The 22,184-nt window shown below is 67.6% G+C and carries 18 protein-coding genes and 2 riboswitches; of the genes, 4 read left to right on the top strand and 14 right to left on the bottom strand.

Going from position 1 to position 22,184, the window contains the following annotated elements; all coding sequences use genetic code 11:
* Positions 1–109: 109 nt before the first annotated feature.
* The 6 genes from folD to KHC24_RS19375 form a co-directional block, all read right to left on the bottom strand.
* Positions 110–982, bottom strand: coding sequence for a bifunctional methylenetetrahydrofolate dehydrogenase/methenyltetrahydrofolate cyclohydrolase FolD (gene folD, locus KHC24_RS19400; protein WP_213364939.1), 873 nt, complete (start codon positions 980–982; stop codon positions 110–112).
* A gap of 32 nt (positions 983–1,014) precedes the next feature.
* Positions 1,015–1,890, bottom strand: a complete 876-nt coding sequence (gene purU, locus KHC24_RS19395; protein WP_213364938.1) for a formyltetrahydrofolate deformylase — start codon at positions 1,888–1,890, stop codon at positions 1,015–1,017.
* Between the two features lie 124 nt (positions 1,891–2,014).
* A complete protein-coding gene (locus KHC24_RS19390; RefSeq protein WP_213364937.1) occupies positions 2,015–2,611 on the bottom strand; it encodes a sarcosine oxidase subunit gamma in 597 nt (198 codons plus the stop codon).
* 51 nt (positions 2,612–2,662) lie between these two features.
* On the bottom strand, positions 2,663–5,635 hold the full coding sequence (locus KHC24_RS19385; protein WP_213364936.1) for a sarcosine oxidase subunit alpha family protein: 2,973 nt from the start codon (positions 5,633–5,635) through the stop codon (positions 2,663–2,665).
* Positions 5,632–5,895 (bottom strand): sarcosine oxidase subunit delta, encoded by a 264-nt coding sequence (locus tag KHC24_RS19380; RefSeq protein ID WP_213364935.1) that lies wholly within the window; start codon positions 5,893–5,895, stop codon positions 5,632–5,634. Before KHC24_RS19380 ends, KHC24_RS19385 begins: the two co-directional genes overlap by 4 nt.
* The gene (locus tag KHC24_RS19375; protein WP_213364934.1) at positions 5,895–7,145 is read right to left on the bottom strand and encodes a sarcosine oxidase subunit beta family protein; all 1,251 of its coding nucleotides are present in this window, start codon (positions 7,143–7,145) and stop codon (positions 5,895–5,897) included. Before KHC24_RS19375 ends, KHC24_RS19380 begins: the two co-directional genes overlap by 1 nt.
* A 215-nt stretch (positions 7,146–7,360) precedes the next feature.
* On the opposite strand from KHC24_RS19375, the gene KHC24_RS19370 reads away from it, so the two are divergent.
* Positions 7,361–8,347 (top strand): LysR family transcriptional regulator, encoded by a 987-nt coding sequence (locus KHC24_RS19370; RefSeq protein WP_213364933.1) that lies wholly within the window; start codon positions 7,361–7,363, stop codon positions 8,345–8,347.
* A 17-nt stretch (positions 8,348–8,364) separates the two neighbouring features.
* Here KHC24_RS19370 and KHC24_RS19365 read toward each other — a convergent pair whose 3' ends face one another.
* The 4 genes from KHC24_RS19365 to KHC24_RS19350 all read right to left on the bottom strand — a co-directional run bounded on the left by KHC24_RS19365 (position 8,365) and on the right by KHC24_RS19350 (position 12,788).
* Positions 8,365–9,576, bottom strand: coding sequence for a beta-ketoacyl-[acyl-carrier-protein] synthase family protein (locus KHC24_RS19365; protein WP_246547160.1), 1,212 nt, complete (start codon positions 9,574–9,576; stop codon positions 8,365–8,367).
* The gene (locus tag KHC24_RS19360; RefSeq protein WP_213364932.1) at positions 9,576–9,845 is read right to left on the bottom strand and encodes an acyl carrier protein; all 270 of its coding nucleotides are present in this window, start codon (positions 9,843–9,845) and stop codon (positions 9,576–9,578) included. The genes KHC24_RS19365 and KHC24_RS19360 overlap by 1 nt, the downstream gene beginning before the upstream one ends.
* A gap of 138 nt (positions 9,846–9,983) precedes the next feature.
* Positions 9,984–11,438 carry a GH1 family beta-glucosidase gene (locus KHC24_RS19355; protein WP_213364931.1) on the bottom strand — a complete coding sequence of 485 codons (1,455 nt, stop codon included), beginning with the start codon at positions 11,436–11,438 and terminating at the stop codon, positions 9,984–9,986.
* 18 nt (positions 11,439–11,456) lie between these two features.
* Positions 11,457–12,788 carry a GntT/GntP/DsdX family permease gene (locus tag KHC24_RS19350; protein WP_213364930.1) on the bottom strand — a complete coding sequence of 444 codons (1,332 nt, stop codon included), beginning with the start codon at positions 12,786–12,788 and terminating at the stop codon, positions 11,457–11,459.
* Positions 12,789–12,955: 167 nt separating this feature from the next.
* Here KHC24_RS19350 and KHC24_RS19345 point away from each other — a divergent pair, with 167 nt between their 5' ends.
* Positions 12,956–14,245 (top strand): glycoside hydrolase family 5 protein, encoded by a 1,290-nt coding sequence (locus KHC24_RS19345; RefSeq protein WP_213364929.1) that lies wholly within the window; start codon positions 12,956–12,958, stop codon positions 14,243–14,245.
* Between the two features lie 143 nt (positions 14,246–14,388).
* On the opposite strand, the gene KHC24_RS19340 is transcribed toward KHC24_RS19345, so the two are convergent.
* Positions 14,389–14,664 (bottom strand): metal-sensitive transcriptional regulator, encoded by a 276-nt coding sequence (locus KHC24_RS19340; RefSeq protein ID WP_213364928.1) that lies wholly within the window; start codon positions 14,662–14,664, stop codon positions 14,389–14,391.
* Between the two features lie 72 nt (positions 14,665–14,736).
* On the opposite strand from KHC24_RS19340, the gene KHC24_RS19335 reads away from it, so the two are divergent.
* Entirely contained in the window at positions 14,737–17,349 is a 2,613-nt protein-coding gene (locus KHC24_RS19335; RefSeq protein WP_213364927.1) for a heavy metal translocating P-type ATPase, read from the top strand.
* 17 nt (positions 17,350–17,366) lie between these two features.
* Here the strand turns inward: KHC24_RS19335 and KHC24_RS19330 are convergent, their stop codons facing one another.
* Positions 17,367–19,265: a hypothetical protein gene (locus KHC24_RS19330; RefSeq protein WP_213364926.1), complete on the bottom strand. Its 1,899-nt coding sequence runs from the start codon at positions 19,263–19,265 to the stop codon at positions 17,367–17,369.
* A 31-nt stretch (positions 19,266–19,296) separates the two neighbouring features.
* On the opposite strand from KHC24_RS19330, the gene KHC24_RS19325 reads away from it, so the two are divergent.
* Positions 19,297–19,458 (top strand): hypothetical protein, encoded by a 162-nt coding sequence (locus KHC24_RS19325; RefSeq protein ID WP_213364925.1) that lies wholly within the window; start codon positions 19,297–19,299, stop codon positions 19,456–19,458.
* 65 nt (positions 19,459–19,523) lie between these two features.
* Here KHC24_RS19325 and KHC24_RS19320 read toward each other — a convergent pair whose 3' ends face one another.
* Positions 19,524–20,822 (bottom strand): D-amino acid dehydrogenase, encoded by a 1,299-nt coding sequence (locus tag KHC24_RS19320; RefSeq protein WP_213364924.1) that lies wholly within the window; start codon positions 20,820–20,822, stop codon positions 19,524–19,526.
* A gap of 76 nt (positions 20,823–20,898) precedes the next feature.
* A riboswitch (glycine riboswitch) is annotated at positions 20,899–21,024 on the bottom strand.
* Positions 21,025–21,127: riboswitch (glycine riboswitch) on the bottom strand.
* A 79-nt stretch (positions 21,128–21,206) separates the two neighbouring features.
* Positions 21,207–22,076, bottom strand: a complete 870-nt coding sequence (nadC, locus tag KHC24_RS19315) for a carboxylating nicotinate-nucleotide diphosphorylase (RefSeq protein WP_213364923.1) — start codon at positions 22,074–22,076, stop codon at positions 21,207–21,209.
* Positions 22,077–22,184: the final 108 nt, after the last annotated feature.

Raw genomic sequence — 22,184 nt, 5'->3', positions numbered from 1 at the left:
AGCGGTCCGCCCCTCACCCCACCCCTCTCCCCCACGGGGAGAGGGAGCTGCCAACTGGGTCAGGTGGTTCAGACGGGAAGAGGCAGTGGCACGTTCCGCCCTGCTCCCCTCAGCCCGCCACCAGCCGCTTCGCAGCAGTCAGCGTGTTCTGCAGCAGGCAGGCGATGGTCATCGGACCGACGCCGCCCGGCACCGGGGTGATCAGCCCGGCAATGCCCTGCGCCTCGTCGAAGGCGACGTCGCCGACCAGCCGCGTACCGCCGCCGGCCTTCTCCACCCGGTTGATGCCGACATCGATCACCGTCGCGCCCGGCTTGATCCAGGCGCCGCGGATCATCTCCGGCCGCCCGACCGCGCCGATCAATATATCGGCGCGCCGGCACTCCTCCGGCAGGTCGCGGGTGCGCGAATGGGCGATGGTGACGGTTGCGTCCTCGCGAAGCAGCAGCTGCGCCAGGGGTTTCCCCACGATGTTCGAGCGCCCCACCACCACCGCCCGCGCGCCGGCGAGGCTGCCGAGATGGTGCTTCAGCAGCATCACGCAGCCAAGCGGGGTGCAGGGCACCAGCGCGTCGAGCCCCACCGCGAGGCGGCCGGCATTCACCACATGGAAGCCGTCGACATCCTTGGCCGGATCGATGGTGGCGAGCACCTTCTGCGCATCGATATGGCCGGGCAGCGGCAACTGCACGAGGATGCCGTGCACCGCCGGATCGGTGTTCAGCGCATTGACCAGCGCCAGCAGTTCCGCCTCGGCGACCGTTTCCGGCAGCTTGTGCTCGATGGACGCCATGCCGGCCTCAAGCGTCTGCTTGCCCTTGTTGCGGACATAGACCGCGCTCGCCGGGTCCTCGCCCACCAGCACCACCGCAAGGCCGGGTGTGACGCCGGTCGCCGCCCTGAAGTCGGCGACCTCGCCGGCGATCCGTTTGCGCAGCTCCTCCGCGAAGCCCTTGCCGTCGATGATGCGGGTCTCGACCATGTCGTCCTCGTAAAGCGTCAGTCGCGCAAAGATCAGTCGCGGAAGACCACGGTCTTGTGGCCGTTGGTGAGTACCCGGTCGTCGAGATGCCAGGCGAGCGCGCGGGCGAGCACGCGGCGCTCGATGTCGCGGCCCTTGCGTACCAGCGCCTCGGCGGAATCCTGATGGGTGATGCGCTCGACGTCCTGCTCGATGATCGGGCCCTCGTCGAGGTCGGAGGTCACGTAATGTGCGGTGGCGCCGATGAGCTTGACCCCCCGCGCATGCGCCTGGTGATAGGGCTTGGCGCCCTTGAAGCCGGGCAGGAAGGAGTGGTGGATGTTGATGCAGCGCCCCGACAGCTTGGCCGACAGCCCGTCGGAGAGCACCTGCATGTAGCGGGCGAGCACCGCGACTTCCGAGCCGGTCTTCTGGAACAGCTCCCAGAGCTGCGCCTCCTGCTCCATCTTGGTCGACTTGGTGATCGGTAGGTAATGGAACGGGATGCCGTCGAAATCGAGATGGGCGTAGGTCTCGCGCGGGTAGTTGGCGGCGATGGCGGTGATCTCCATCGGGATCTCGCCGATGCGCCAGCGATAGAGCAGGTCAGCGAGGCAATGGTCGAATTTCGAGACCAGCAGCATCACCTTCTGCTTCTGCGAGCGCAGGCGCAGCCGCCAGCTCAGGCTGAACGTGTCGGCCACCGCAGCGAAATCCGTCTTCAGGCTGTCCAGCGTGCTCTCGCCCGCGACGCGTTCGAAGGAGACGCGCATGAAGAAGCGGCCGCTCTCGGTGTCGTCGAACTGCTGCGCCTCGAGGATGTTGCAGCCATGTTCGAACAGGAAATTGGCGACGCCGGCGACGATGCCGGGGCGGTCCGGGCAGGAGAGGGTGAGGATGTAGCTCTCGGTAGCGGTAGCGTCGGTCATGGCGGTTCTCGTCGGCTCGCCGCTCTGCGCCCGGCGCCGCGGGTATCGGCGGCTCGGGCGAAGGCGTTTCGGCGCGGGTTTTAGGGGAGATGCGGTCGGGAGGGAAGCGCGCTTCGCGCCGCCCTCAACCTCGATGGACGAGTTCGAGCCCGAATGCGGCGCCGGAGGCGACAAGGAAGCGTGCAAAGGCCACGGCGTAGCTGCGTCCAGCGAGAAAGACGAAGCGCTCGTCGCCCGGCTCGCGCCAGAAGCTGGTGTTGATATGCGCGACATTGCTGGTCGCCGCCGCGCCGGGTGGAAACACCGATGGGTCGAGATCTACCGTCACGCCCTTGGCGAGCAGGTCGCGCACATGCGGGCCGGAAAGCTCGAAGCCGACCATGGCATCGGTCTGCTCGGTGATCGCCGCATGCGGGGCGAGCGCGGCGAGGTGGGCCGGCAGGTCCTCCGGTGCCTCGGCGAGGAGGAACCAGCGACCCGGGCCGGTGCCGATGGCGGTGAGGCCATTGGCGCGGGACAGGCGTGGCGCGTCGGCAAGGTCGAGGCCGAGTTCCACCCGCGCCGCCGCGCTGAGCGCCGCGCCGGCACCGTGGCGGGCGGCGAGTGTGGCGAGCGCCGGCGGATCGAAGATCCGGGCGGTCACGCCATGCTTGCCGGCCGGGCCGTAATGGCCGTCCGGCGGCATCTGCGTGACCGGGAGAGCGTCGAGCGCGGATGTCATGGACAGGGCCTCCGGACGGGCAGGAAGTCGGCGGGCGGGAGGAAGGTGAGGTCAGCCACGCAGCCGCTCCCCGTTCGGATCGATGAAGCCGGGCGAGCACACCTCGACCTCGAAGTCGTTGCCGCGCACCGGGTCATAGGCGCGCACCCGCTCGCCGATGCGCTGCGGCCCGTTCTTCAAAAGCCCGAGGCCGATCCAGTGGCCGAGATGCGGCGAATGGGCGACCGAGGTCATGTAGCCCTCGTCATGCGCCATGTCGGCCGGCGCGCCGAGCTTCAGGAAGTGCGCGCCGGCTCGCAGCCGCTGCGACGGATCCACCGGCTTGAAGCCGATGAGGCACGGGCGCTCGGGATCGGCGATGCCCGGCCGGGCGGCGAGGACTCGGCCGATATAGTCCTTCTTGGTCGAGGCCATCTTGCCGAAGCCGAGATCGCCGGCGCTGGTCTGGCCCGAAAGCTCGTTGCCCGACACGTGCCCCTTCTCGATGCGCATCACGCCCAGTGCCTCGATGCCATAGGGCGTGATGCCGAATTCCTCGCCCGCCGCCATCAGCGCGCGGGCGAGCGCCTCGCCCTGGCGTGCCGGCACCGCGATCTCATAGCCGAGCTCGCCGGAGAAGGAGAGGCGGAACAGCCGCGCCTTCACCCCGCCCATCACCGTGCGCTCGACGGCGCCCATGAAGGGCAGGCCCTCGTTCGAGACATCGACGCCGGCATCCACTACCCGCGCCAGCACCTCGCGCGAACGCGGCCCGGCAATGGCGATCTGCGCCCATTGCTCGGACACCGAGGCCAGCGTCACGTCGAGCTCCGGCCATAGCACCTGCAGGCAGAATTCGAGATGCTGATAGACCTTGGCAGCATTCGCCGTGGTGGTGGTCATCACATAGTGCTCAGGCCCGAGGCGCGCGGTAGTACCGTCGTCCATGACGATGCCGTCCTCGCGCAGCATTACCCCGTAGCGCGCCTTGCCCACCGCCAGCGTCGAGAAGGTGTTGATGTAGACCCGGTCGAGGAAGGCGCCGACATCCGGTCCCTGCAGGTCGATCTTGCCGAAGGTGGAGACGTCGATCAGCCCGACCGAGGCGCGCACCGCCTTCACCTCACGGTTGACGGTGGTCAGCCAGTCGGCCTCGCCGGCCTTGGGGAAATACTGCGCCCGCAGCCACGGTCCGGTCTCGATGAACACCGCGCCCCGTTCCGCCGCCCAGGCATGGGTCGGGGTAAGGCGGGTCGGGCGGAAGTCCTTGCCGCGGTGGTGGCCGCCGAGCACGCCGAGCGACACCGGCGTATAGGGCGGGCGGAAGATGGTGGTGCCGGTCTCCATGATGCTGGCACCCGTCAGCTCGGCCATGATGGCGAGGCCGTTGACGTTGGAGGTGCGGCCCTGGTCGGTCGCCATGCCGAGCGTGGTGTAGCGCTTCATCAGCTCCACCGCGCGGAAGCCTTCCTTGAAGGCGATGCCGAGATCCTTGGCGGTGACGTCGTTCTGCTGGTCGACGAAGGCCGGCCCCTTCGAGCCCTGCACATGCCAGAAGGCGGTGATGCCGGCCGGGGTCTCCTCGGTGGGCGGCAAAGCGGGGAGGGAGGCCGCGAAGCCGAGATCGCCTGCCGCCTCGCCACCCTGGCGCGCGCCCTCCGCGAGGATGTCGCCGAGCCCGTAGGTGCCGCGCGCCGCGCCGGCCACCGTCATCCCCGGCGGGATGCCGCCCGGCACGAAGGCGGCGATGTCGTCCCGCCACACCGGCTTGCCGCCGTGATGGCAGGTGAGGTGCACGCTCGGCGACCAGCCGCCGGACATGGCGAGCGTGTCGGCGGCAATGCGCCCGCCGTGCCCGGCCGTGCGGATGGCGAGGCCGGTCAGCCCCCCGCCGATCGGCTGGCCGGTGGTGCCCGTCACCTGCGTGTCGGTCCGCGCGTCGATGCCGAGCGCCTTCGCCCGCGCGGCCAGAACCGGGGCGACCTCGCGGCGGATGTCGATCAGCGTGGTGACGTTGACGCCGGCCGCCTTCAGGTCGAAGGCCGAGGTCCAGGCGGAATCGTTATTGGCAAAAAAAGCGACGCTCTTGCCGACGGCGACGCCGTAGCGGTTGGCATAGCTGCGGGCGGCGCCGGCGAGCATCACGCCCGGCCGGTCATTACCGCCGAACACGATCGGCCGCTCGGTGGCGCCGGCACAGAGGATGGCGCGCTTGGCGGTGATCTTCCACAGCAGCTGGCGCGGCTGGAACGGCGCCGGAGTAGCCAGGTGGTCCGACACCCGCTCCACCGCACCATATTCGCCATCATAGACGCCGAACACGCTGGTGCGGGTCATGATCCGCACATTGGGCAGGCTCGCAAGCTCGGCCACCGTCCGCGCCGCGAAAGCAGGACCGGGCTCGTCGCCAATGCGGGCGACGTCCGAATTGAGACGGCCGCCGGCCAGGAAGTCCTCGTCGGCGAGAATGACGCGGGCCCCGGCGCGGCCGGCGGCCAGCGCCGCCATCAGCCCGGCCGGGCCGGCGCCGATGACGAGCACGTCGCAGAAGGCGTTGGCCTTCTCGTAATGGTCGGGATCCTCGCCCTCGGCGGCGCGGCCGAGGCCGGCGGCGCGGCGGATTACGGGCTCGTACAGCTTCTCCCAGAAGCTCGCCGGCCACATGAAGGTCTTGTAGTAGAAGCCGGCGCCGAGGAACGGCGCCACGAGGCCGTTGAGGCTCAGCGCGTCGAGCGCCAGCGACGGCCAGCGGTTCTGGCTGGTGGCGTCGAGCCCGTCATAGAGTTCGGCGACGGTGGCGCGGGTGTTGGGTTCGCGGCGGGCGCCGGAGCGCAGCTCGACCAGCGCGTTCGGCTCTTCCGGCCCGGCGGTGAGGATGCCGCGCGGTCGGTGATATTTGAACGAGCGGCCGACGAGGCGCACCTGGTTGGCGAGCAGCGCCGAGGCGAGGGTATCGCCGGCAAAGCCCCGGTAGTTCTTGCCGTCGAAGCTGAAATTCAGCGGGCGGGTGCGGTCGACGAGACCCGAGGAGGGGAGGCGGCTCATTTCGCGCCTCCCGCCAGTTCGGCACCGGCGATGGCGTGGCTGGTGGTGTCGCGCGTCACCTTCAGCCAGCGGCGGCAGCCGCCCGAGTGGTACCACCATTCCGAATGCGCGCCGGCCGGGTTGTCGCGCAGATAGACGTAATCGTGAAAGGCGTCGGCAGCGTCCGGCGCGGCGGGATCGGGGCGGGTGAGCGTGGCGTCGCCGAGATAGGCGAACTCGCTGGCGTCGCGCGCGCCGCAATAGGGGCAGGGGATGCGCATCAGTGCAGGTTCGGCTGGGCGCCGACTCCCTTCTCGTCGATGAGATGGCCGGTGCGGAAGCGGTCGAGCTTGAAGGCGGTGCCGGTCGCATGCGGGGCGTCGGTGGCGAGCAGGTGCGCGAAGCACCAGCCCGAGGCCGGCGTCGCCTTGAAGCCGCCATAGCACCAGCCGGAATTGAGGTAGAGCCCCGGCCGCGGCGTGCGGTCGATGATCGGCGAGCCGTCCATCGACATGTCCATGATGCCGCCCCACATGCGCAGCAGCCTGAGCCGGCCGATGCGCGGCATCAGCGCCATGCCGCTCTCGGCGACGTCCTCGACCACCGGGAGGTTGCCGCGCTGGGCATAGGAATTGTAGCCGTCGATATCGCCGCCGAAGACCAGGCCGCCCTTGTCGGACTGGCTGATATAGAAATGCCCGGCGCCGAAGGTGATGACGCCGTCGACCACCGGCTTCAGCCCCTCGGAGACGAAGGCCTGCAGTACATGGCTCTCCATCGGCAGCCTGAGGCCGGCCTGCTTCGCCACCCGCGAGGAGGAGCCGGCCACCGCCAGCCCGACCTTCTTGGCGCGGATGGCCCCGCGCGACGTCTCCACCCCGACGATGGCGTCGCCTTCGGAGATGAACCCCGTCACCTCGCAATTCTGCACGATGTCGACGCCGAGCTGGTCGGCGGCGCGGGCATAGCCCCACACCACCGCGTCGTGGCGCGCGGTGCCGCCACGGCGCTGCGCCAGCCCGCCCTGGATCGGGAAGCGGGCATTGTCGAAGTCGAGGAAGGGGTACATGGCCCGCACCCCCTCGCGGTCCAGCAATTCGCTGTCGGCGCCGGCGAGGCGCATGGCGTTGCCGCGCCGCGCATAGGCGTCGCGCTGGGCGTCGGAATGGTAGAGGTTGAGGATGCCGCGCTGGCTGACCATGGCGTTGTAGTTCAGCGCCTGCTCCAGCCCCTCCCACAGCTTCATCGACCATTCGTAGAACGGCTCGTTGCCCGGCAGCAGGTAGTTGGAGCGGATGATGGTGGTGTTGCGCCCGGCATTGCCGGAGCCGATATGGCCCTTCTCGATCACCGCGATGTTGCGGATGCCGTGCTCGCTGGCGAGGTAGAAGGCGGTGGCAAGGCCGTGGCCGCCGCCGCCGACGATGATCACGTCATAGGCCGGCTTCGGCGCGGCATCGCGCCAGGCGGGTTTCCACCCGGCCTGGCCGGTGAGGCCGTTCTTGAGAAGGCTGAGGAAGGAATAGCGCATCGGGCGGCTCGCTCACTCTATCGATAGAGCTATAGAGCGTGGCGATGTCGGTGATAACATAAGTTTTACTTATAGTACCAGCCGGAGGTTCATCGTGTTCCGTGTCCCACCATCGAAGCCGGCTTCTTTGCTGTCCCTCTCCCCGACGGAGAGAGGGAGCTGGGTCCGCCTAATCATTCACGATCAGTCCGTCTGACGCCCTTCGAGAGACTCCCATGCCCGCCGATACGCTGCCTTTCGATCTGCGCTCCCTGGAGATGTTCCTCGCCGTCTGCGACGCCGGCTCCATGGCGGCGGCGGCGCGGCGCCTCGCGCTCACCCAGCCGGCGGTCTCGCAGGCCGTTGCCGAGCTGGAGCGCCGCATCGGTATTGCGCTGTTCGATCGCGGCGCCCGGCCGCTGGCGCTCACCGCCGCCGGCGGCGCGCTGCGCCAGCGGGCCAGCGCGCTGCTCTCGGAAGCCCGGCAGATCGCGCCGCTGCTGCGCGAGGCCGAGCATGCCCGCCTGCCGCTGCTGCGCGCCGGGCTCGTCGATTCGCTGTCGCGGGCGCTGATGGCGCCGCTGGCCGGCAAGCTCGGCGAGATGGCCGAGCAGGCGTCGATCCTGTCCGGTCTCACGGCCTCGCATGCCGGGGCGCTGCTCACCCGCCAGCTCGATCTGCTGGTCGGCGCCGACGATCTCGACGAGATCGAGGGGCTGGAGCGCTGGCCGCTGCTCACCGAACCCTATGTGCTGCTGATGCCGGCCGCCCTGCCGGTCCCGGCGCGGCCCGCCGATCTGGCGCAACTGGCGGCGGCGCTGCCGCTGGTGCGCTTCTCCGCCCGCTCCAAGACCGGCATGGAGGTGGAGCGGCATTTGCGGCGGCTGCGGCTCGATCTGCCGCGGCGGCTGGAATTCGACACCCCCTATGGAGTGACGGCGAGCGTCGCCGCCAGCGGCGGCTTCGCCATCACTACCCCGCTCTGCATTCTGGAGGCGGCGGTGGCGCTGGACGGGCTCGCCTGCCGGCCGCTGCCCGGCCCGGCCTTCACCCGCCATCTGACGCTGATCGCTAGGCGGCAGGAGCTCGGCCGCCTGCCGCGCGAGATCGCCGGCTTCTGCCGCACGCATCTCGCCGGGCTGGCGGAAGCGTTCGACCGGCTGGTCGGGCACGAGATCGCCGCCACCTTCCAGGTCGAGGGGGCGGAGGTCCAGCCCGCCTAGCGACGCGGCCGCAGTCTTCAGCCCTGGTAGCGCTTCAGCGCCAGCACCGCATTGAGCCCGCCAAAGGCGAAGCTCGACGACAGCGCGATCTGCGGCGCGGCGGCGCGGGCTTCGTTCGGCACGCAGTCGAGGTCGCAATCGGGGTCGGGCGTGGTGAAGCCCATGGTCGGCGGCAGGAAGCCCTCGCGCAGCGCCAGCACCGTGGTGACGCAGTCCAGCGCACCCGAGGCGTTCATCGTGTGGCCGTATTGCGACTTCGATGAGGACACCGGCAGCTTGCCGAGATGCGCGCCGAAGACCAGCCGCAGCGCCGCCGTCTCGGTCTTGTCGTTGAGCGCGGTGGCGGTACCGTGGGCGCTGACATAGTCGACCGCTTCCGGCGCCAGCCCGGCATCCTCCAGCGCGAAACGCATCGAGGCCGCCGCGCTCGCCATGTCCGGCGCGGTGATGTCCATGCCGTCGGCGCTCATGCCGAAGCCGATCAGTTCGGCATGGATGCGGGCGCCGCGGGCGATGGCGCGGTCCATCTCCTCCAGCACGATCGCGCCTGCGCCCTCGCCGATGACGAGGCCGTTGCGATCCTTGGAGAACGGCCGGCAGCCGTCGGCCGACAGCACCCGCAGGGCTTCCCAGCTCTTCAGCATGCCGTAGGTGAGCTGCGATTCCCCGCCGCCGGCCACCGCCACATCCAGCATGCCGGAGCGAATCATGTGGAAGGCGGTGCCGATCGAGTGCGACGCCGAGGAGCAGGCCGAGGCGATGGAGAAGGACGGGCCGTGAATGCCGAGATCCATGGTGACATGGCTCACCTGCCCGCTCGGCATGGCGCGCGGCACGGTGAAGGGGTGCGGCCGCGGCGCCTTGTCGAAATACAGCTTGTGATAGCTGTCGTCGACGGCATGGAAGCCGACCGAGGCGGCGAAGATGGCGCCGACGCGGTGGCGCGCCGCGCCTTCCAGCGCCGGGCCGGCATCGGCCAGCGCCTGGCGGGCGACGGTGACGGCGAATTGCGAGGTGCGGTCGATGAGGCCGAGCTGGCGCGGCTCGAAATGCTCTTCCGGCTTGAAGCCCTTCACCTCGGCGGAGATGCGGGTCTTCATCGAGGAGACGTCGACGCCTTGGGTCTGGCCGATGCCGACCGTGCCTGCCTTCAGTCCGGCGAGATGCGCCGCGACGTCGTTGCCGAGCGCGGAGAGCGAGCCGAGGCCGGTGATCGCGACGCGGCGCATCAGGCGCTGCCAGCCTGCTTGGCGTGAATCAGCGTCGCGACATGATCGGCCAGCGTGCCGACGGTGACGTCGGTGCCGTTGAGCGGGCCGTCATTGGGAATTTCGATGCCGAAGCGGCCCTCGAGCTTGAAGATGGTCTCGATGAGATCGAGCGAGGAAATGCCGAGCTCCGACACCGGCGTGTCCGGGGTGAGCAGGGACGAATCGACCCCTACCTCGGCGGAGATGAAATCGATGATCTCGGCAACGGCGGGGTCGTCTGTACGCATGCCACGGCTCGGTCTGTGACGCTCCGCGCGAAGCGGGGCTCGGGAGGGTGTTAGGTAGCACGAAGTTGGGCGGTTCGATCAATACGCGTCAATTGACCGAGATATGTGTCGGTTGCATGTCGAGGCCCCCCGCCGCCCTCAGGGGCCGCTGACGATACCGCCCGCCGGCGCGCCGCGCGCCACCGCCGCCAGATAGGCGAAGGAGGCCTTCGGCGTGCGCTGAAGCGTGGCGAAATCGACATGGATGACGCCGAAGCGGCGGCTGTAGCCCTCCGCCCATTCGAAATTGTCGAGCAGCGACCAGACATAATAGCCCTTCAGCGCGCAGCCCTCCGCGATCGCCTGCTGGCAGGCGATCAGATGCTCGCGGATGAAAGCGGTGCGGGCGGGATCGTCCACCGTGCCGCGCTTCGGTGCCGGGTCGTCATAGGCGGCGCCGTTCTCGGTGACGAAGCTGGCCGGGTTGCCATAGTCGTCGCGCAACCGGGCCAGCACCTCGACGAGCCCGTGCGGCTCGATCGGCCAGCCCATGGCGGTGGTGCGGGTGCCCGGCGGGTGCGGCCCCCAGCCGGCGCCGGCAATGACGCCGTTCGGATCGTCGACCACATGGGCGCGGCCGTAATAGTTCACCCCCAGGAAGTCGACCGGCACCTTGATGGCCTCGAGGTCGCCGTCCCGGATCCACGGCGCGAAGTCGGCGGCGCTGATCTGCGGGTAGCGGCCATGGAACAGCGGGTCGAGATTGTTGCCGTTCCACGCGGCGTCGAAGCGCACCGCCGCCTGCGCGTCCTCCGGCTTGCCGGTCGCCGGCAGCACCGGCTGCAGCGAGAACACCGTGCCGAGGCCGAGCCTGGGGTGCGCCGCCCGCAGCGTCCGGATCGCCGTGCCCTGCGCTAGGTTCATGTGGTGCTGCGCGGCGAGGTAGTTCTTCCAGCCGGTGAGGCCGGGCGCGTGGTTGCCGAAGGCGTGGCCGAAGATGGCGTGCACCGAGGGCTCGTTCAGCATCGCCCAGCGCGGCACCCGGTCGCCGAGCCGCGCGACCACCAGCTGCGCGTACTCCGTGAAGCGCGGGACGATGTCGCGATTGGTCCAGCCTCCCTTGTCCTGCAAGGCCTGCGGCAGGTCCCAGTGGTAGAGGCAGGCGAACGGCTTCACCCCGCGCGCCAGCAGCCGGTCGACGAGGCGGTCGTAGAAATCGAGGCCCGGCACATTGGGGGCGCCGGCGCCGGTTGGCTGCACCCGCGGCCAGGCGACGGAGAAGCGGTAGGAGCCGAGCCCGGCCTGCGCCATCAGCTCCACATCCTCGGCGAAGCGGCGATAGTGGTCGCAGGCGATATCGCCGTTGGAGCCGTCCTTGATGCGGCCGGGCGTGTGGGAGAACGTGTCCCAGACCGAGGGGCCGCGCCCGTCCTCGTTCACCGCGCCCTCGATCTGGTAGGACGAGGTCGAGGCACCGAAGGTGAAGCCGGCGGGGAGCTTCGGCTCCGGTCCCGGGGCGGCCGGTGCGGCCTGGGCCAGCACGAGGTCGCGCGGCAGCGCGCTGGCGGCCAGCCCGGCGGGCATGGCGAGCAGAAGGTCGCGGCGTCGGATCATGGAAGCTCTCCCCGAGGCTCAGCTAAACAGCAAACGCAGCAGGATCAGGGCAGCGAGCGCCACCGCCCCCTGCAACGCCGTGCCCAGCGAGAACCGTGCCACCGCCGCGGTGGGCGACAGGCGGCCGGCGCTGGCCACCAGCCAGAACAGCCCGTCATTGAGGTGCGAGACTGTCATCGCCCCGGCACCGATGGCCAGCGCGGCGAGCGCCCGGCCGGCCGGATCGCCGAGGCCCAGCGGTGCGGCGAGCTCCATCATCATGCCGGCCGCGGTGATGGCGGCGACCAGCGAGGAGCCTTGCAGCGTCTTCATCACCGCCGCGAGCGCGAAGGGCAGCAGCAGCGCCAGCGCGCCGGCCGGATGGCAGCCCAGCAGCCGCTCGGCGTTCATCTCCGCCATGCCGGTCTCCTGCGCCATCTTGGCGAGGCCACCGGCGATGCCGATCAGCAGGATCAGCCCGGCGGCGCCGGCAAGGCCGCGCCCGACCCAGCCCTGTTCGCCGAGGCCGCCGGCCTCGCGATGCCAGCTCACCAGCAGCATCAGCGCCACGCCGGCCAGCAGCAGCACCGGCGGCCGGCCGAGCGCCAGCAGGAATTCGCGGTTGGACCCGCCGCCCAACGGCTCGGAAGCGATGTCGCCGAGCGACTGAGTGATCAGCAGCGCGATCAGTCCGACGCTCACCAGCACCAGCGCCAGCGCCGCCCGCTTCGGCGCGTGCAGGCTGTCGCCGTCCATCACGACGCTGGTGTCAGCCTCGACCGGCCGGCCGGAGGCGGCGGCACGGGCGAAGCCGAGCCCGACCAGCACCGTCAGCACCGCCACCGGCACACCATAGGCGAGGGTGAGCGCCCAGTCGGCGGCGAGGATGGTGGCGTTCGCCAGCATCACCGGCGCGGGGATGAGCAGGCCGTGTGCGCCGGAGAGCGACAGGCCGAGAGTGAGCGCCGGACGCGGCGCCCCGCCACCCAGCGCCCGCAACAACGGGGTGAGTACGGCGAAGGCGGCGGCCGGCGTCGAGGCGACGCCGGAGACCAGGCCGACCACCGCCAGCGGCAGCGAGCGGCTGCGCCAGCCCCGCGCCTTCTCCTTCAGCCAGGCGGTGGCGCCGGCGGCATCGGCGATGGCGGCGAGGAACGCCGCCGCCAGCACGGTGAGGCCGAGCCCGTTCACGCTTTGCGCGAAGCCGAGCCCGAACGCCTTGGTGAAGTGGCTGGTCGACATGCCCGCCGCGTAGCCGAAGCCGGCGGCGCCGACGAGCAGCGCCAGCAGCGGCAGCACCCGGCCACGGGCGGTAACGACAAGCACGAAAAGCAGGGCGAGGAGGAAGAAGGCGGCCTGGTAAAGCGACATGAACGGGAAGAACCGTGACGTTGCGCTGGGCAGCAGGGCGGGAAAGGCGGTACCCGCAATGGATTAGCCCGAGCGGGCAGCGCTGTCACCCCGCCGCGCCGCAACGCAGCAAATCCGGCGCGGCGGGAGATTTCCCGCGTGCCGGACATGCGCTAGCTTGGCGCGCCATGATCGCTCGCCCCCGCTCCTGCCTCTGCATTTCCGCCGCCCTTGTCGCTTTCGCCGTCGCTTTTGCCGCGCCGGCCTCGGCGCAGCAGGCCGCCCCCGCACCCGTCCCGGCCTCGCCGAACGAGGCGGTACCCGGCTTCGTGCGCGCCGAGGGCACCCGCTTCGTCCGGCCGGACGGCTCGACCTTCCCGGTCCGCGGCATGAGCTTCGGCAACTGGCTGCTGCCGGAAGGCTACATGTTCAAGTTCAAGGTCCAGCGCTCGCCGCGCGAGATCGAGGACGTGATCCAGTATCTCGCCGGCCCGGAGGAGGCGGCGCGCTTCTGGAGGGACTTCCGCGACGTCTATATCCGCGAGGACGACTTCGCCTTCCTCTCCGCCGCCGGCTTCACCACCGTGCGCATTCCGCTGCATTGGAAGTTCTTCCTCGATCCGGCCGATCCCGCGCGGGTCGATCCGCAGGGCGAGGGCTGGGCGCTGATCGATCGCGCCGTCGGCTGGGCGAAGGCGCACGATATCAAGGTGATCCTCGACATCCACGCCGCGCCGGGCGGCCAGACCGGGGTGAACCATGACGACGGTGTCGGCTATCCGCTGACCTTCTACGTGCCGGAGTTCAAGCGCCGCACCATCACCATGTGGCGGGCGATCGCCGAGCGCTACAAGGACGAGACGGCGGTGCTCGCCTATGATCTGCTCAACGAGCCGATCTCGCCCTATCACGACATGGATTATCTCAATCCGCGGCTGGAGCCGCTTTATGCCGAGATCACCGCGGCGATCCGGCAGGTCGATCCCAACCACCCGGTGATCCTGGCGGCGGCGCAGTGGAGCACCAATTTCGGCGTGTTCGGCCCGCCCTTCGCCGGGAATGTCGGCTACACCTACCACAAGTTCTGGGCCAGCCCGGAGCGGCGCGAGGTGCAGGATTACGTCAATTTCGCCAATCGCTGGGGCGTGCCGATCTTCCTCGGCGAGACCGGCGAGCTCACCGACGAGTGGAACGCCAAGTATCGGGCGATGAACGAGAAGTTCGGCATCGGCTGGAGCTTCTGGACCTACAAGAACCTTGATTCCCGTTCCACCGTGGCCTCCATCGCCAAGCCGGAGGGCTGGGACGCCATCGCCGCCTTCGGCTCGGCGCCGCGCTCGGAGTGGGACAGGATGCAAAAACCGCCGCGCGAGCAGGTGGTGGCGACGCTGCGTGCCTATCTCGACAATGCCCGCTTCGCCAAGACAACGATCAATCGCGGCTATGTCGCCTCGCTGGGGCTGAAGGCGCCGGAATAGAGCGCCCCTGACGGTCTTCCTAAAAGGGGCGCCGCCGGAACTCCGTCATGCCCGGGCTCGGCCCGGGCATCCACGCCTCGGATCAAGTCCGGCGATGACCTGGCCTTGGACGGATAGTGCCGCACGAGAGCGAAGGCTGCCGCTCACCCGTTCACCTTGCCGAGCGTCTCCACCAGTTCGGTGATCTTGCGGCGCTGCTCGTCCGGGTCGCCGGAGGCAATGGCGTGCTCGACGCAATGCGCGACATGGTCGCGCAGCACCTCCTCCTCCACCCGTTTCAGCGCCGCCCGCACCGCCGCCACCTGGGTGACGATGTCGATGCAATAGCGGTTGTCCTCCACCATGCGGGAGATCCCCCGCACCTGGCCCTCGATGCGGCTAAGGCGTTTCAGACAGGAACTGCGCGCGTCGTTCTGCATGCTTGTCATATACCCTAAGGGGGTATATATCGCAAGTGTCTGATACCCGGGTGGGGTATAAGGAGGATAGCGATGGCTCACGGCGATCACGATCATGCGGCCCGCGCGCCGGGCGAGGGCGCGTCGTGCTGCGGCGGACATGCCGCCCCGAAGCCGAAAGAGCAGGCGTCCGCCTGCTGTGGCGGGCACGCTTCCGCGCCGGCTGCGGAGAAGGCGGACACGTCCGGCTCCTGCTGCGGCGGGCATCATGATCATGACGATGCGCAGGCTCATGCCCATTCGCACGATCACGGACATCCGCACGGACACACTCACGGACACACTCACGGCCACAGCCACGACCACCTGCACGGCCATAGCCATGCCGCTCCGGCGGGTGCCACCGGCGAGGCATCCCACATGGCCAAGGACCCGGTCTGCGGCATGGATGTCGATCCGCACACCGCGACGCTGAAGGCCGACCATAACGGCCTCACCTATTATTTCTGCTCGGCCGGCTGCCGGACGAAGTTCATCGCCGACCCGCAAAAATACCTTGGCGACAAGGCGCCGGCCGCGCCGGTGCCCGAAGGCACCGAATATACCTGCCCGATGCACCCGGAGATCCGCCAGATCGGGCCCGGTTCCTGCCCGATCTGCGGCATGGCGCTCGAACCCATGCTGGTCAGCCTCGATGACGGGCCGAACCATGAACTGATCGACATGACCCGGCGCTTCTGGGTCGGCCTCGCGCTGGCCGTGCCGGTCTTCGCGCTGGAGATGGGCGCGCATCTGGTGCCGGCGCTGCACCATCTGGTGCCCCCGGAATTCTCAAACTGGATCCAGCTGGCGCTAGCGACTCCGGTGGTGCTGTGGGCCGGCTGGCCGTTCTTCCAGCGCGGCTGGGATTCGCTGGTCACCCGCAACCTCAACATGTTCACGCTGATCGCGCTGGGCACCGGCGTCGCTTACATCTACAGCCTCGTCGCCGTGCTGGCGCCGAGCGTGTTCCCCGCCGCCTTCCGCGCCGCCGATGGCACGGTGGCGGTGTATTTCGAGGCCGCCGCCGTCATCACCGTGCTGGTGCTGCTCGGGCAGGTGCTGGAACTGCGCGCCCGCGAGCAGACCTCCGGCGCCCTGAAGGCGCTGCTCGATCTCGCCCCCAAGACCGCCCGCCGCCTGAACGAAGACGGCTCGGAGGAGGAGGTGCCGCTCGACGCCATCGCCGTCGGCGACCGTCTGCGCGTGCGCCCCGGCGAGAAGGTGCCGGTCGACGGCACGGTGGAAGAGGGCCGCTCGGCGCTCGACGAGAGCCTGGTCACCGGCGAATCCATGCCGGTCACCAAGAGCACCGGCGACAAGCTGATCGGCGGCACGCTGAACCGCTCCGGCGGCCTCGTCATGATCGCCCAGAAGGTCGGCCGCGACACCATGCTCGCCCGCATCGTGCAGATGGTGGCCGAGGCGCAGCGCTCGCGCGCGCCGATCCAGCGCCTCGCCGACCGCGTCGCCGGCTGGTTCGTGCCGCTGGTGGTGCTGTGCGCGCTCATCGCCTTCGCCGCCTGGGCGCTGTTCGGGCCGGATCCGAAATTCGCCCATGGCCTGATCGCCGCGGTGGCGGTGCTGATCATCGCCTGCCCCTGCGCGCTGGGGCTGGCGACGCCGATGTCGATCATGGTCGGGGTGGGGCGCGGCGCGCAGATGGGCGTGCTGATCAAGAACGCCGAGGCACTGGAACGGTTGGCTTCGGTGGATACCCTCGTCGTCGACAAGACCGGCACGCTCACCGAAGGGCGGCCCAGCCTCATAGTCATCGAGCCGGCTGATGGCTTCGACGAGGCCGGCGCGCTGCGGCTCGCCGCCGCTGTCGAGGCACCCTCGGAGCATCCGCTCGCCCATGCGATCGTCGAGGCGGCGAAGGCGCGCGGCCTCGATCTGCCCAAGGTGCGCGGCTTCGATTCGCCGGTCGGCAAGGGCGCCTATGGCCTGGTCGAGGGCAAGCGGGTGATGATCGGCTCGGCCGGCTTCCTGTCGGGCCTCGGCATCGACGTGTCGTCGCTGGCCGCCCGCGCCGACGTGCTGCGCAAGGACGGCGCCAGCGCCATCTATCTGGCGGTGAACGGCAAGCCGGCCGCCATCCTCGCCATCGCCGACAAGGTGAAGGACACCACGCCCGCCGCGCTCAAGGCGCTGGCGGCGGATGGCGTGCGCGTCGTCATGCTCACCGGCGACAACCGCACCACTGCGCAGGCGGTGGCGGCGCGCCTCGGCATCAAGGATGTCGAGGCGGAGGTGTCGCCGGAGGACAAGGCGAATGTGGTCGCCCGGCTGAAGCGCGAGGGCCGCGTCGTCGCCATGGCCGGCGACGGGGTGAACGACGCGCCGGCGCTGGCGGCGGCCGATGTCGGCATCGCCATGGGCCACGGCACCGATGTCGCCATCGAGAGTGCCGGGGTGACGCTGCTCAAGGGCGACCTGATGGGCATCGTCAAGGCGCGGCGCCTTTCGGCGGCGACGATGGCCAACATCCGGCAGAACCTGTTCTTCGCCTTCGTCTACAATGCCGGCGGCGTGCCGATCGCGGCGGGCGTGCTCTACCCGATCTTCGGCCTTCTGCTGTCGCCGATGGTGGCGGCGCTCGCCATGTCGCTGTCCTCGGTCAGCGTCATCGCCAATGCGCTGCGGCTCAGGGCGGCAAGGGTGTGAGGGGGGCGTCTTTGTCCTCACCTCCTCCATTCTGCCGGCAACGGCCTAGGCAGCGGCAGCAGCAGATCGTTTAACGTAAAGGGCGTGCCCGGAACATGCTTGATGCCAAACGGACTTGTGTCTGCGAACACCGCAAGGGCCGGCAGACCCGGACACAACGGCAGCAGAGTGTTGTGGATCGCATGGGCAATTCCGCCTGAAACGCGACCACATACTCCCTTGGTATTCTCCAACGCATGCGAGATGGCGCCTCGAGAAACGCCACTTGAAGCTGCTAGGATGGCCGGTGTCATGTTGGCAACTTCAAGATATTTAGACAAATTAACCAGCATAAATGGAGCAATTACGATGTCTCTTTCATAAATAATGGGAAGAGAAGAAAATTCTTCACGAATCATAGCATATTCTTCTCGAATTTTCATGTACGCAAATATTATTTCTTGAGCTTTTGAATACGATATCGCTGTAAAATTTCTGACTCCATCTATCATGCGAGTAGAAATTTTCTTAATTCCTGCTCTAATAGCAGATTCGGATATATAATGACTTCTTATGTCTTCTCGGTCGAGTATATTTACGAGATTTGGTAGGAAGCAATTTGTATTTGATTTCAAAATATTCCAATGGAAAGTGTTTATATAAAAATTATTTTCCGAAATTTCATCTGTATAATCAATTTTGGTTGATTGATAATCATTAATTTTTATTATATTCTGTGTTGTCTCAGATTCTATGACAGATAAAAGTACATCTCGTAATTCTGCGGGTTGATCGGCAGCAAGCGCGGCTACGTCTTTTTCAGCCGCTACGAGTGTTTCCAGTGCCCGCTTGGCGAGTGTCGATGCCGCTTGAGGTTCAACAACTGCCGCTCCGGCGATAAGCAGGTTATTGGCGGTCGCAACAGTTCGGGCGTTGGATTTTCCACCAAGAACGCCGCCAGAAGCCGCAGTTTCCGCGAGATGGTCTATCTCACGCGCGTCATCTTCCGAAATCGCAAGTTTAGCCCGGGCAATTCGTGTAAAATTGAGTGCAGGCTTATACATGTCGGGCCGTCCCAGCATTTTGCCGGCTTCATCGTCCCACTTCGCGGCTGTCGGAAAATTCCGTAACCAGGGCGCACCTATGCGAACAACGTCGCGAAGCGACGCACTAATCACGGGGTCGAGTGGGCTATGGGTGAAATCAGGGGTCGTTTCGAGTTCCTTGTGGGTCTCCAAGCAGCGACCCAGCCGCAGCATCCAGCCGTATGCCGATCCGAGGTGCTGCGGCACTTGCTGCGGATTTTCGTTCACGATTGCTAGAAATGCATAGGCGGCCGGATGCAATCTTGACCACGTAGGGGAGTTTCCCAGCCTTCTAGTTTCCTCCACCAAATCTGCCGTGAAGATACGGAGCATCATCTGCTGCTGCTGGATGAGCGGATCCGCAGCAGCCTGCACGTCCGATGATTGTGCGGAGCGATCGATAATGAACTGATCATCGCGAGCGACCCATGTCGCTCCCGCAGGATCAGGTTCTGTCTGCGCGAGAATCTTGTTGGCCCGCTCACGCTTTGCATCGAGGTAGCTTTGTCGCAGTTCTTCACGTTCGGAAGGATTGAACCCCTTTGTTCCGAAAAGCGCATTGAGAATTGGTTCGATTGCCGATGGCAGGGCTTGGCCCTTACGCCAGTTCGCTACACTCCGATCCGAGACAAAATCGCTACCCTTATCGTGGGTACCAGTCACGTTCTTTGCAAAGTCGACATTGGTCCACGGTTCCGCGCTGGTCTTCCCCGGGCGCGAGCCATTGCTCAAGTGACGATCAAGAAGTGAAGCGAAACGTAGCAGCGCCGACACGTTTCGCTCCCTTGCGCCGCGCTTCGCGATGTTGCGCCCGCTTGCATGCCAATTGCGCTTCGGTGCAGTCAAACTCACGGCACCTCAACCCAAGATACAGGTGCTCGATATGCGCGCCAAGTCCCACATAGCTTTTGCTGTGCTTGCGGCCGCTTTCTCCGATATGGCGATCAACTTGTTTGAGAACGGGGGGCTGACCCATGGCATTTGGGCGTTGGCTGCTGCCGTTGTCTTTGCAGGATTGACTGTCGTGTTAAGTCGATCGGAGTGAGGCCAATTTGTCACAATTGCGGGCGTCTCGCCCGCAATTGTGATTCTACTACGGTCGGCCCATCCTCACTCCGCCGCGATGGCGAACGGCACCGCAACCGGCGCTTCCACCGGCAGGGCGGCGGCGATCTTCTCGCCGACCATCTCGGCGGTGACCGCCGACAGCGTCCAGCCGAGATGGCCGTGGCCGGTATTGTAGAACACCCCCGGCAGCTTGCCGGCGCCGACGCGCGGCAGCATGCTCGGCAGCATCGGCCGCAGGCCGGCCCACGGCACGCAGCGGCTGGTGTTCACGTCCGGGAACAGCCGGCGGGTCCAGTCGATCAGCGGCCGCACGCGGTCGTCGCGGATGTCGCGGTTCTCGCCGTTGAACTCGGCGGTGCCGGCGACGCGGAAGCGATCCTTGCCGAGGCGCGAGGTGACGATCTTGGTCTTGTCGTCGAGCAGGCTCACCCAGGGCGCGCCGTTCTGGCTCTTCTCGTCGTCGAGCATCACGGTGATCGAGTAGCCCTTCACCGGGTAGATGTTCACCCGGTCGCCGAGCTTGGCGGCGAGGTCGCGCGAGCCGACGCCGGCGCAGACCACGACGCCGTCGAAGGAGCGGGTCTCATGGGTGGCGAGGCCGCTCTCGTCGCTGGCGGCGACGGAAAAGGCGATATCGATCCCGGTGCCGTCCCGGCCCTTGCCGGTATGGGTCACGCTCTCCACCGTGGCTTCGTTGACGAAGCTGACGCCGAGCCGCTTGCACGCATCGGCGAGGCCGCGGGTGAATTTATGGATGTCGCCGGTGGAATCGGATTCGGTGAAGTAGCCGCCGTAGTAATGGCCGTGCAGCGTCGGCTCGAGGCCGCGCATCTCGTCCGGCGTCACCGGCCGGCGCGACAATCCGCCTTCGGCATACATCTGGCTGACGCGGCCGGCGCCCTCGAAGCTCGCCTTGTCGCGGTAGATGTGCAGGATGCCGCGCTTTTCCAGGTTGAAGTCGATCTTCTCGCGCTCGGCGATCTCGAACATGTATTTGCGCGAGGCGATGGCGAGGCGGGTGGTCTCCACCGTATTGGCGCGGTAGTTCGGGATATTGGCGAGGAACTCGGCCATCCAGCTGTATTTGTGCCAGGAGGGCTTGGGGTTCATCAGCAGCGGCGCGTCCGGGGTGAGCATCCATTTGATGCCCTTGAACACGGTCGCCCAGGAGTTCCACACCTCGGCATTGGAGGCCGAGAGCTGGCCGCCATTGGCGAAGGAGGTCTCCATCGCCGGATAGCGCTGGCGGTCGATGACGGTGACGTCATAACCCTTGCGAATGAGGGAATAGGCTGTGGTGATACCGGTAATGCCGGCACCGATGACGGCGAAGCTGCGCATGGGGCTCTCCCGCGCTTGAGGACGACGAAGCTGCCTCGCCCATGCCGCTAGGCATGTTTGGCGTTTCAGCCGACTGTCCCCAATCTGTCGCGGATACCTGAGAGCTCGCCCCGAGATGGACGGACAGACCGTCGCCTTCCCGGGCTTCCCCTTCGGTGGACGACGAGCGCTAGAACGGCGCCGCCGCCTCTCTCCAGATCGTCCTGACCACGCGGTCCTTTTGCCTGAGAGTTTCCTGGGGGGTTGCTCCGTCGGCGCCGGCACGCATCCATGAAGGGAGGGTCGATCTCTCCCGCATGGTCATTAGCAGACCCTTATATGCATCGCACAAAAGCATGCCCGTTTCAAGGGCAGAGCAGCGGCAATCCCACTAAAATCAACGGATCAGGAGACCGCTACCACCTCCAGCGCGTCGAGCCCGAGGTCGAGGACCGGGGCGCTGTGGGTGATCCAGCCGACCGAGATCAGGTCGACCCCGCTCGCCGCCACCGCGCCGATGGTCTCGCGATTGATGCGCCCCGACGCCTCGGTGAGGGCGCGGCCGCCGACGATCCGCACCGCTTCCGTCAGCGTCGCCGGGTCCATATTGTCGAGCAGCACCGCATCGACCCCGGCCGCCATCGCCTCGTCGAGCTGGGCGAGGGTGTCGACCTCCACCTCGATCTTCACCATGTGGCCGGCATGGGCGCGGGCACGGGCGATGGCGGTGGCGACGCCGCCGGCCACTGCGATGTGGTTGTCCTTGATCAGCACCGCATCGTCGAGGCCGAAGCGGTGGTTGGAGCCGCCGCCGGCCTTCACCGCGTGCTTCTCCAGCGCCCGCAGCCCCGGCGTGGTCTTGCGGGTGCACACCACCTGCGCCTTGCCATGAGCGCGCGCCACGCTGACCAGCGAGGCGGTGGCGGTGGCGATACCGGAGAGGTGGCTGGCGAAATTGAGCGCCACCCGTTCGCCGGTGAGGATGGAGCGCGCGGCGCCTTCCACCTTCAGCACCACGTCGCCGGGCGCCACCGGCGTGCCGTCGCCGCGCACGATCTCGATCCGCAGCGCCGGGTCGATCAGTTCGAAGGCCAGCGCCGCGACGTCGATGCCGGCGAGCACGCCGGGCTGGCGGCTGCCGATCACCGCCGAAAACCGCAGCTCGGCCGGGATCACCGCGTCGGTGGTGATGTCGCCGGCGCGGCCGAGATCCTCCAGGAAGGCGGCGCGGACCAGTGGCTCGATCATCAGGCGCGGAAGCGGGGACAGGGACATGGCACGGTCTCGAGGCAGGAAGGGATCAGGCGGGTCTCGTCGGGCGGCGTGCTTGTCGGGCGGCCGCCCCGGGCGGTCGGCGTCGGGCAATGCCGCTTAGGGCGGTGG

This window comes from Ancylobacter defluvii, from assembly GCF_018390605.1.
In the GTDB taxonomy this organism is placed as follows: domain Bacteria; phylum Pseudomonadota; class Alphaproteobacteria; order Rhizobiales; family Xanthobacteraceae; genus Ancylobacter; species Ancylobacter defluvii.
Note: the sequence above shows the minus strand (reverse complement) of the source record. Positions and strands in the feature narration are given on the sequence as shown.

Bases quoted from the DNA above. Each gene is read 5' to 3' on its own strand.
- folD (WP_213364939.1), bottom strand. From the start codon at position 982: ATGGTCGAGACCCGCATCATCGACGGCAAGGGCTTCGCGGAGGAGCTG.
- purU (WP_213364938.1), bottom strand. From the start codon at position 1,890: ATGACCGACGCTACCGCTACCGAGAGCTACATCCTCACCCTCTCCTGC.
- KHC24_RS19390 (WP_213364937.1), bottom strand. From the start codon at position 2,611: ATGACATCCGCGCTCGACGCTCTCCCGGTCACGCAGATGCCGCCGGAC.
- KHC24_RS19385 (WP_213364936.1), bottom strand. From the start codon at position 5,635: ATGAGCCGCCTCCCCTCCTCGGGTCTCGTCGACCGCACCCGCCCGCTG.
- KHC24_RS19380 (WP_213364935.1), bottom strand. From the start codon at position 5,895: ATGCGCATCCCCTGCCCCTATTGCGGCGCGCGCGACGCCAGCGAGTTC.
- KHC24_RS19375 (WP_213364934.1), bottom strand. From the start codon at position 7,145: ATGCGCTATTCCTTCCTCAGCCTTCTCAAGAACGGCCTCACCGGCCAG.
- KHC24_RS19370 (WP_213364933.1), top strand. From the start codon at position 7,361: ATGCCCGCCGATACGCTGCCTTTCGATCTGCGCTCCCTGGAGATGTTC.
- KHC24_RS19365 (WP_246547160.1), bottom strand. From the start codon at position 9,576: ATGCGCCGCGTCGCGATCACCGGCCTCGGCTCGCTCTCCGCGCTCGGC.
- KHC24_RS19360 (WP_213364932.1), bottom strand. From the start codon at position 9,845: ATGCGTACAGACGACCCCGCCGTTGCCGAGATCATCGATTTCATCTCC.
- KHC24_RS19355 (WP_213364931.1), bottom strand. From the start codon at position 11,438: ATGATCCGACGCCGCGACCTTCTGCTCGCCATGCCCGCCGGGCTGGCC.
- KHC24_RS19350 (WP_213364930.1), bottom strand. From the start codon at position 12,788: ATGTCGCTTTACCAGGCCGCCTTCTTCCTCCTCGCCCTGCTTTTCGTG.
- KHC24_RS19345 (WP_213364929.1), top strand. From the start codon at position 12,956: ATGATCGCTCGCCCCCGCTCCTGCCTCTGCATTTCCGCCGCCCTTGTC.
- KHC24_RS19340 (WP_213364928.1), bottom strand. From the start codon at position 14,664: ATGCAGAACGACGCGCGCAGTTCCTGTCTGAAACGCCTTAGCCGCATC.
- KHC24_RS19335 (WP_213364927.1), top strand. From the start codon at position 14,737: ATGGCTCACGGCGATCACGATCATGCGGCCCGCGCGCCGGGCGAGGGC.
- KHC24_RS19325 (WP_213364925.1), top strand. From the start codon at position 19,297: ATGCGCGCCAAGTCCCACATAGCTTTTGCTGTGCTTGCGGCCGCTTTC.
- KHC24_RS19320 (WP_213364924.1), bottom strand. From the start codon at position 20,822: ATGCGCAGCTTCGCCGTCATCGGTGCCGGCATTACCGGTATCACCACA.
- nadC (WP_213364923.1), bottom strand. From the start codon at position 22,076: ATGTCCCTGTCCCCGCTTCCGCGCCTGATGATCGAGCCACTGGTCCGC.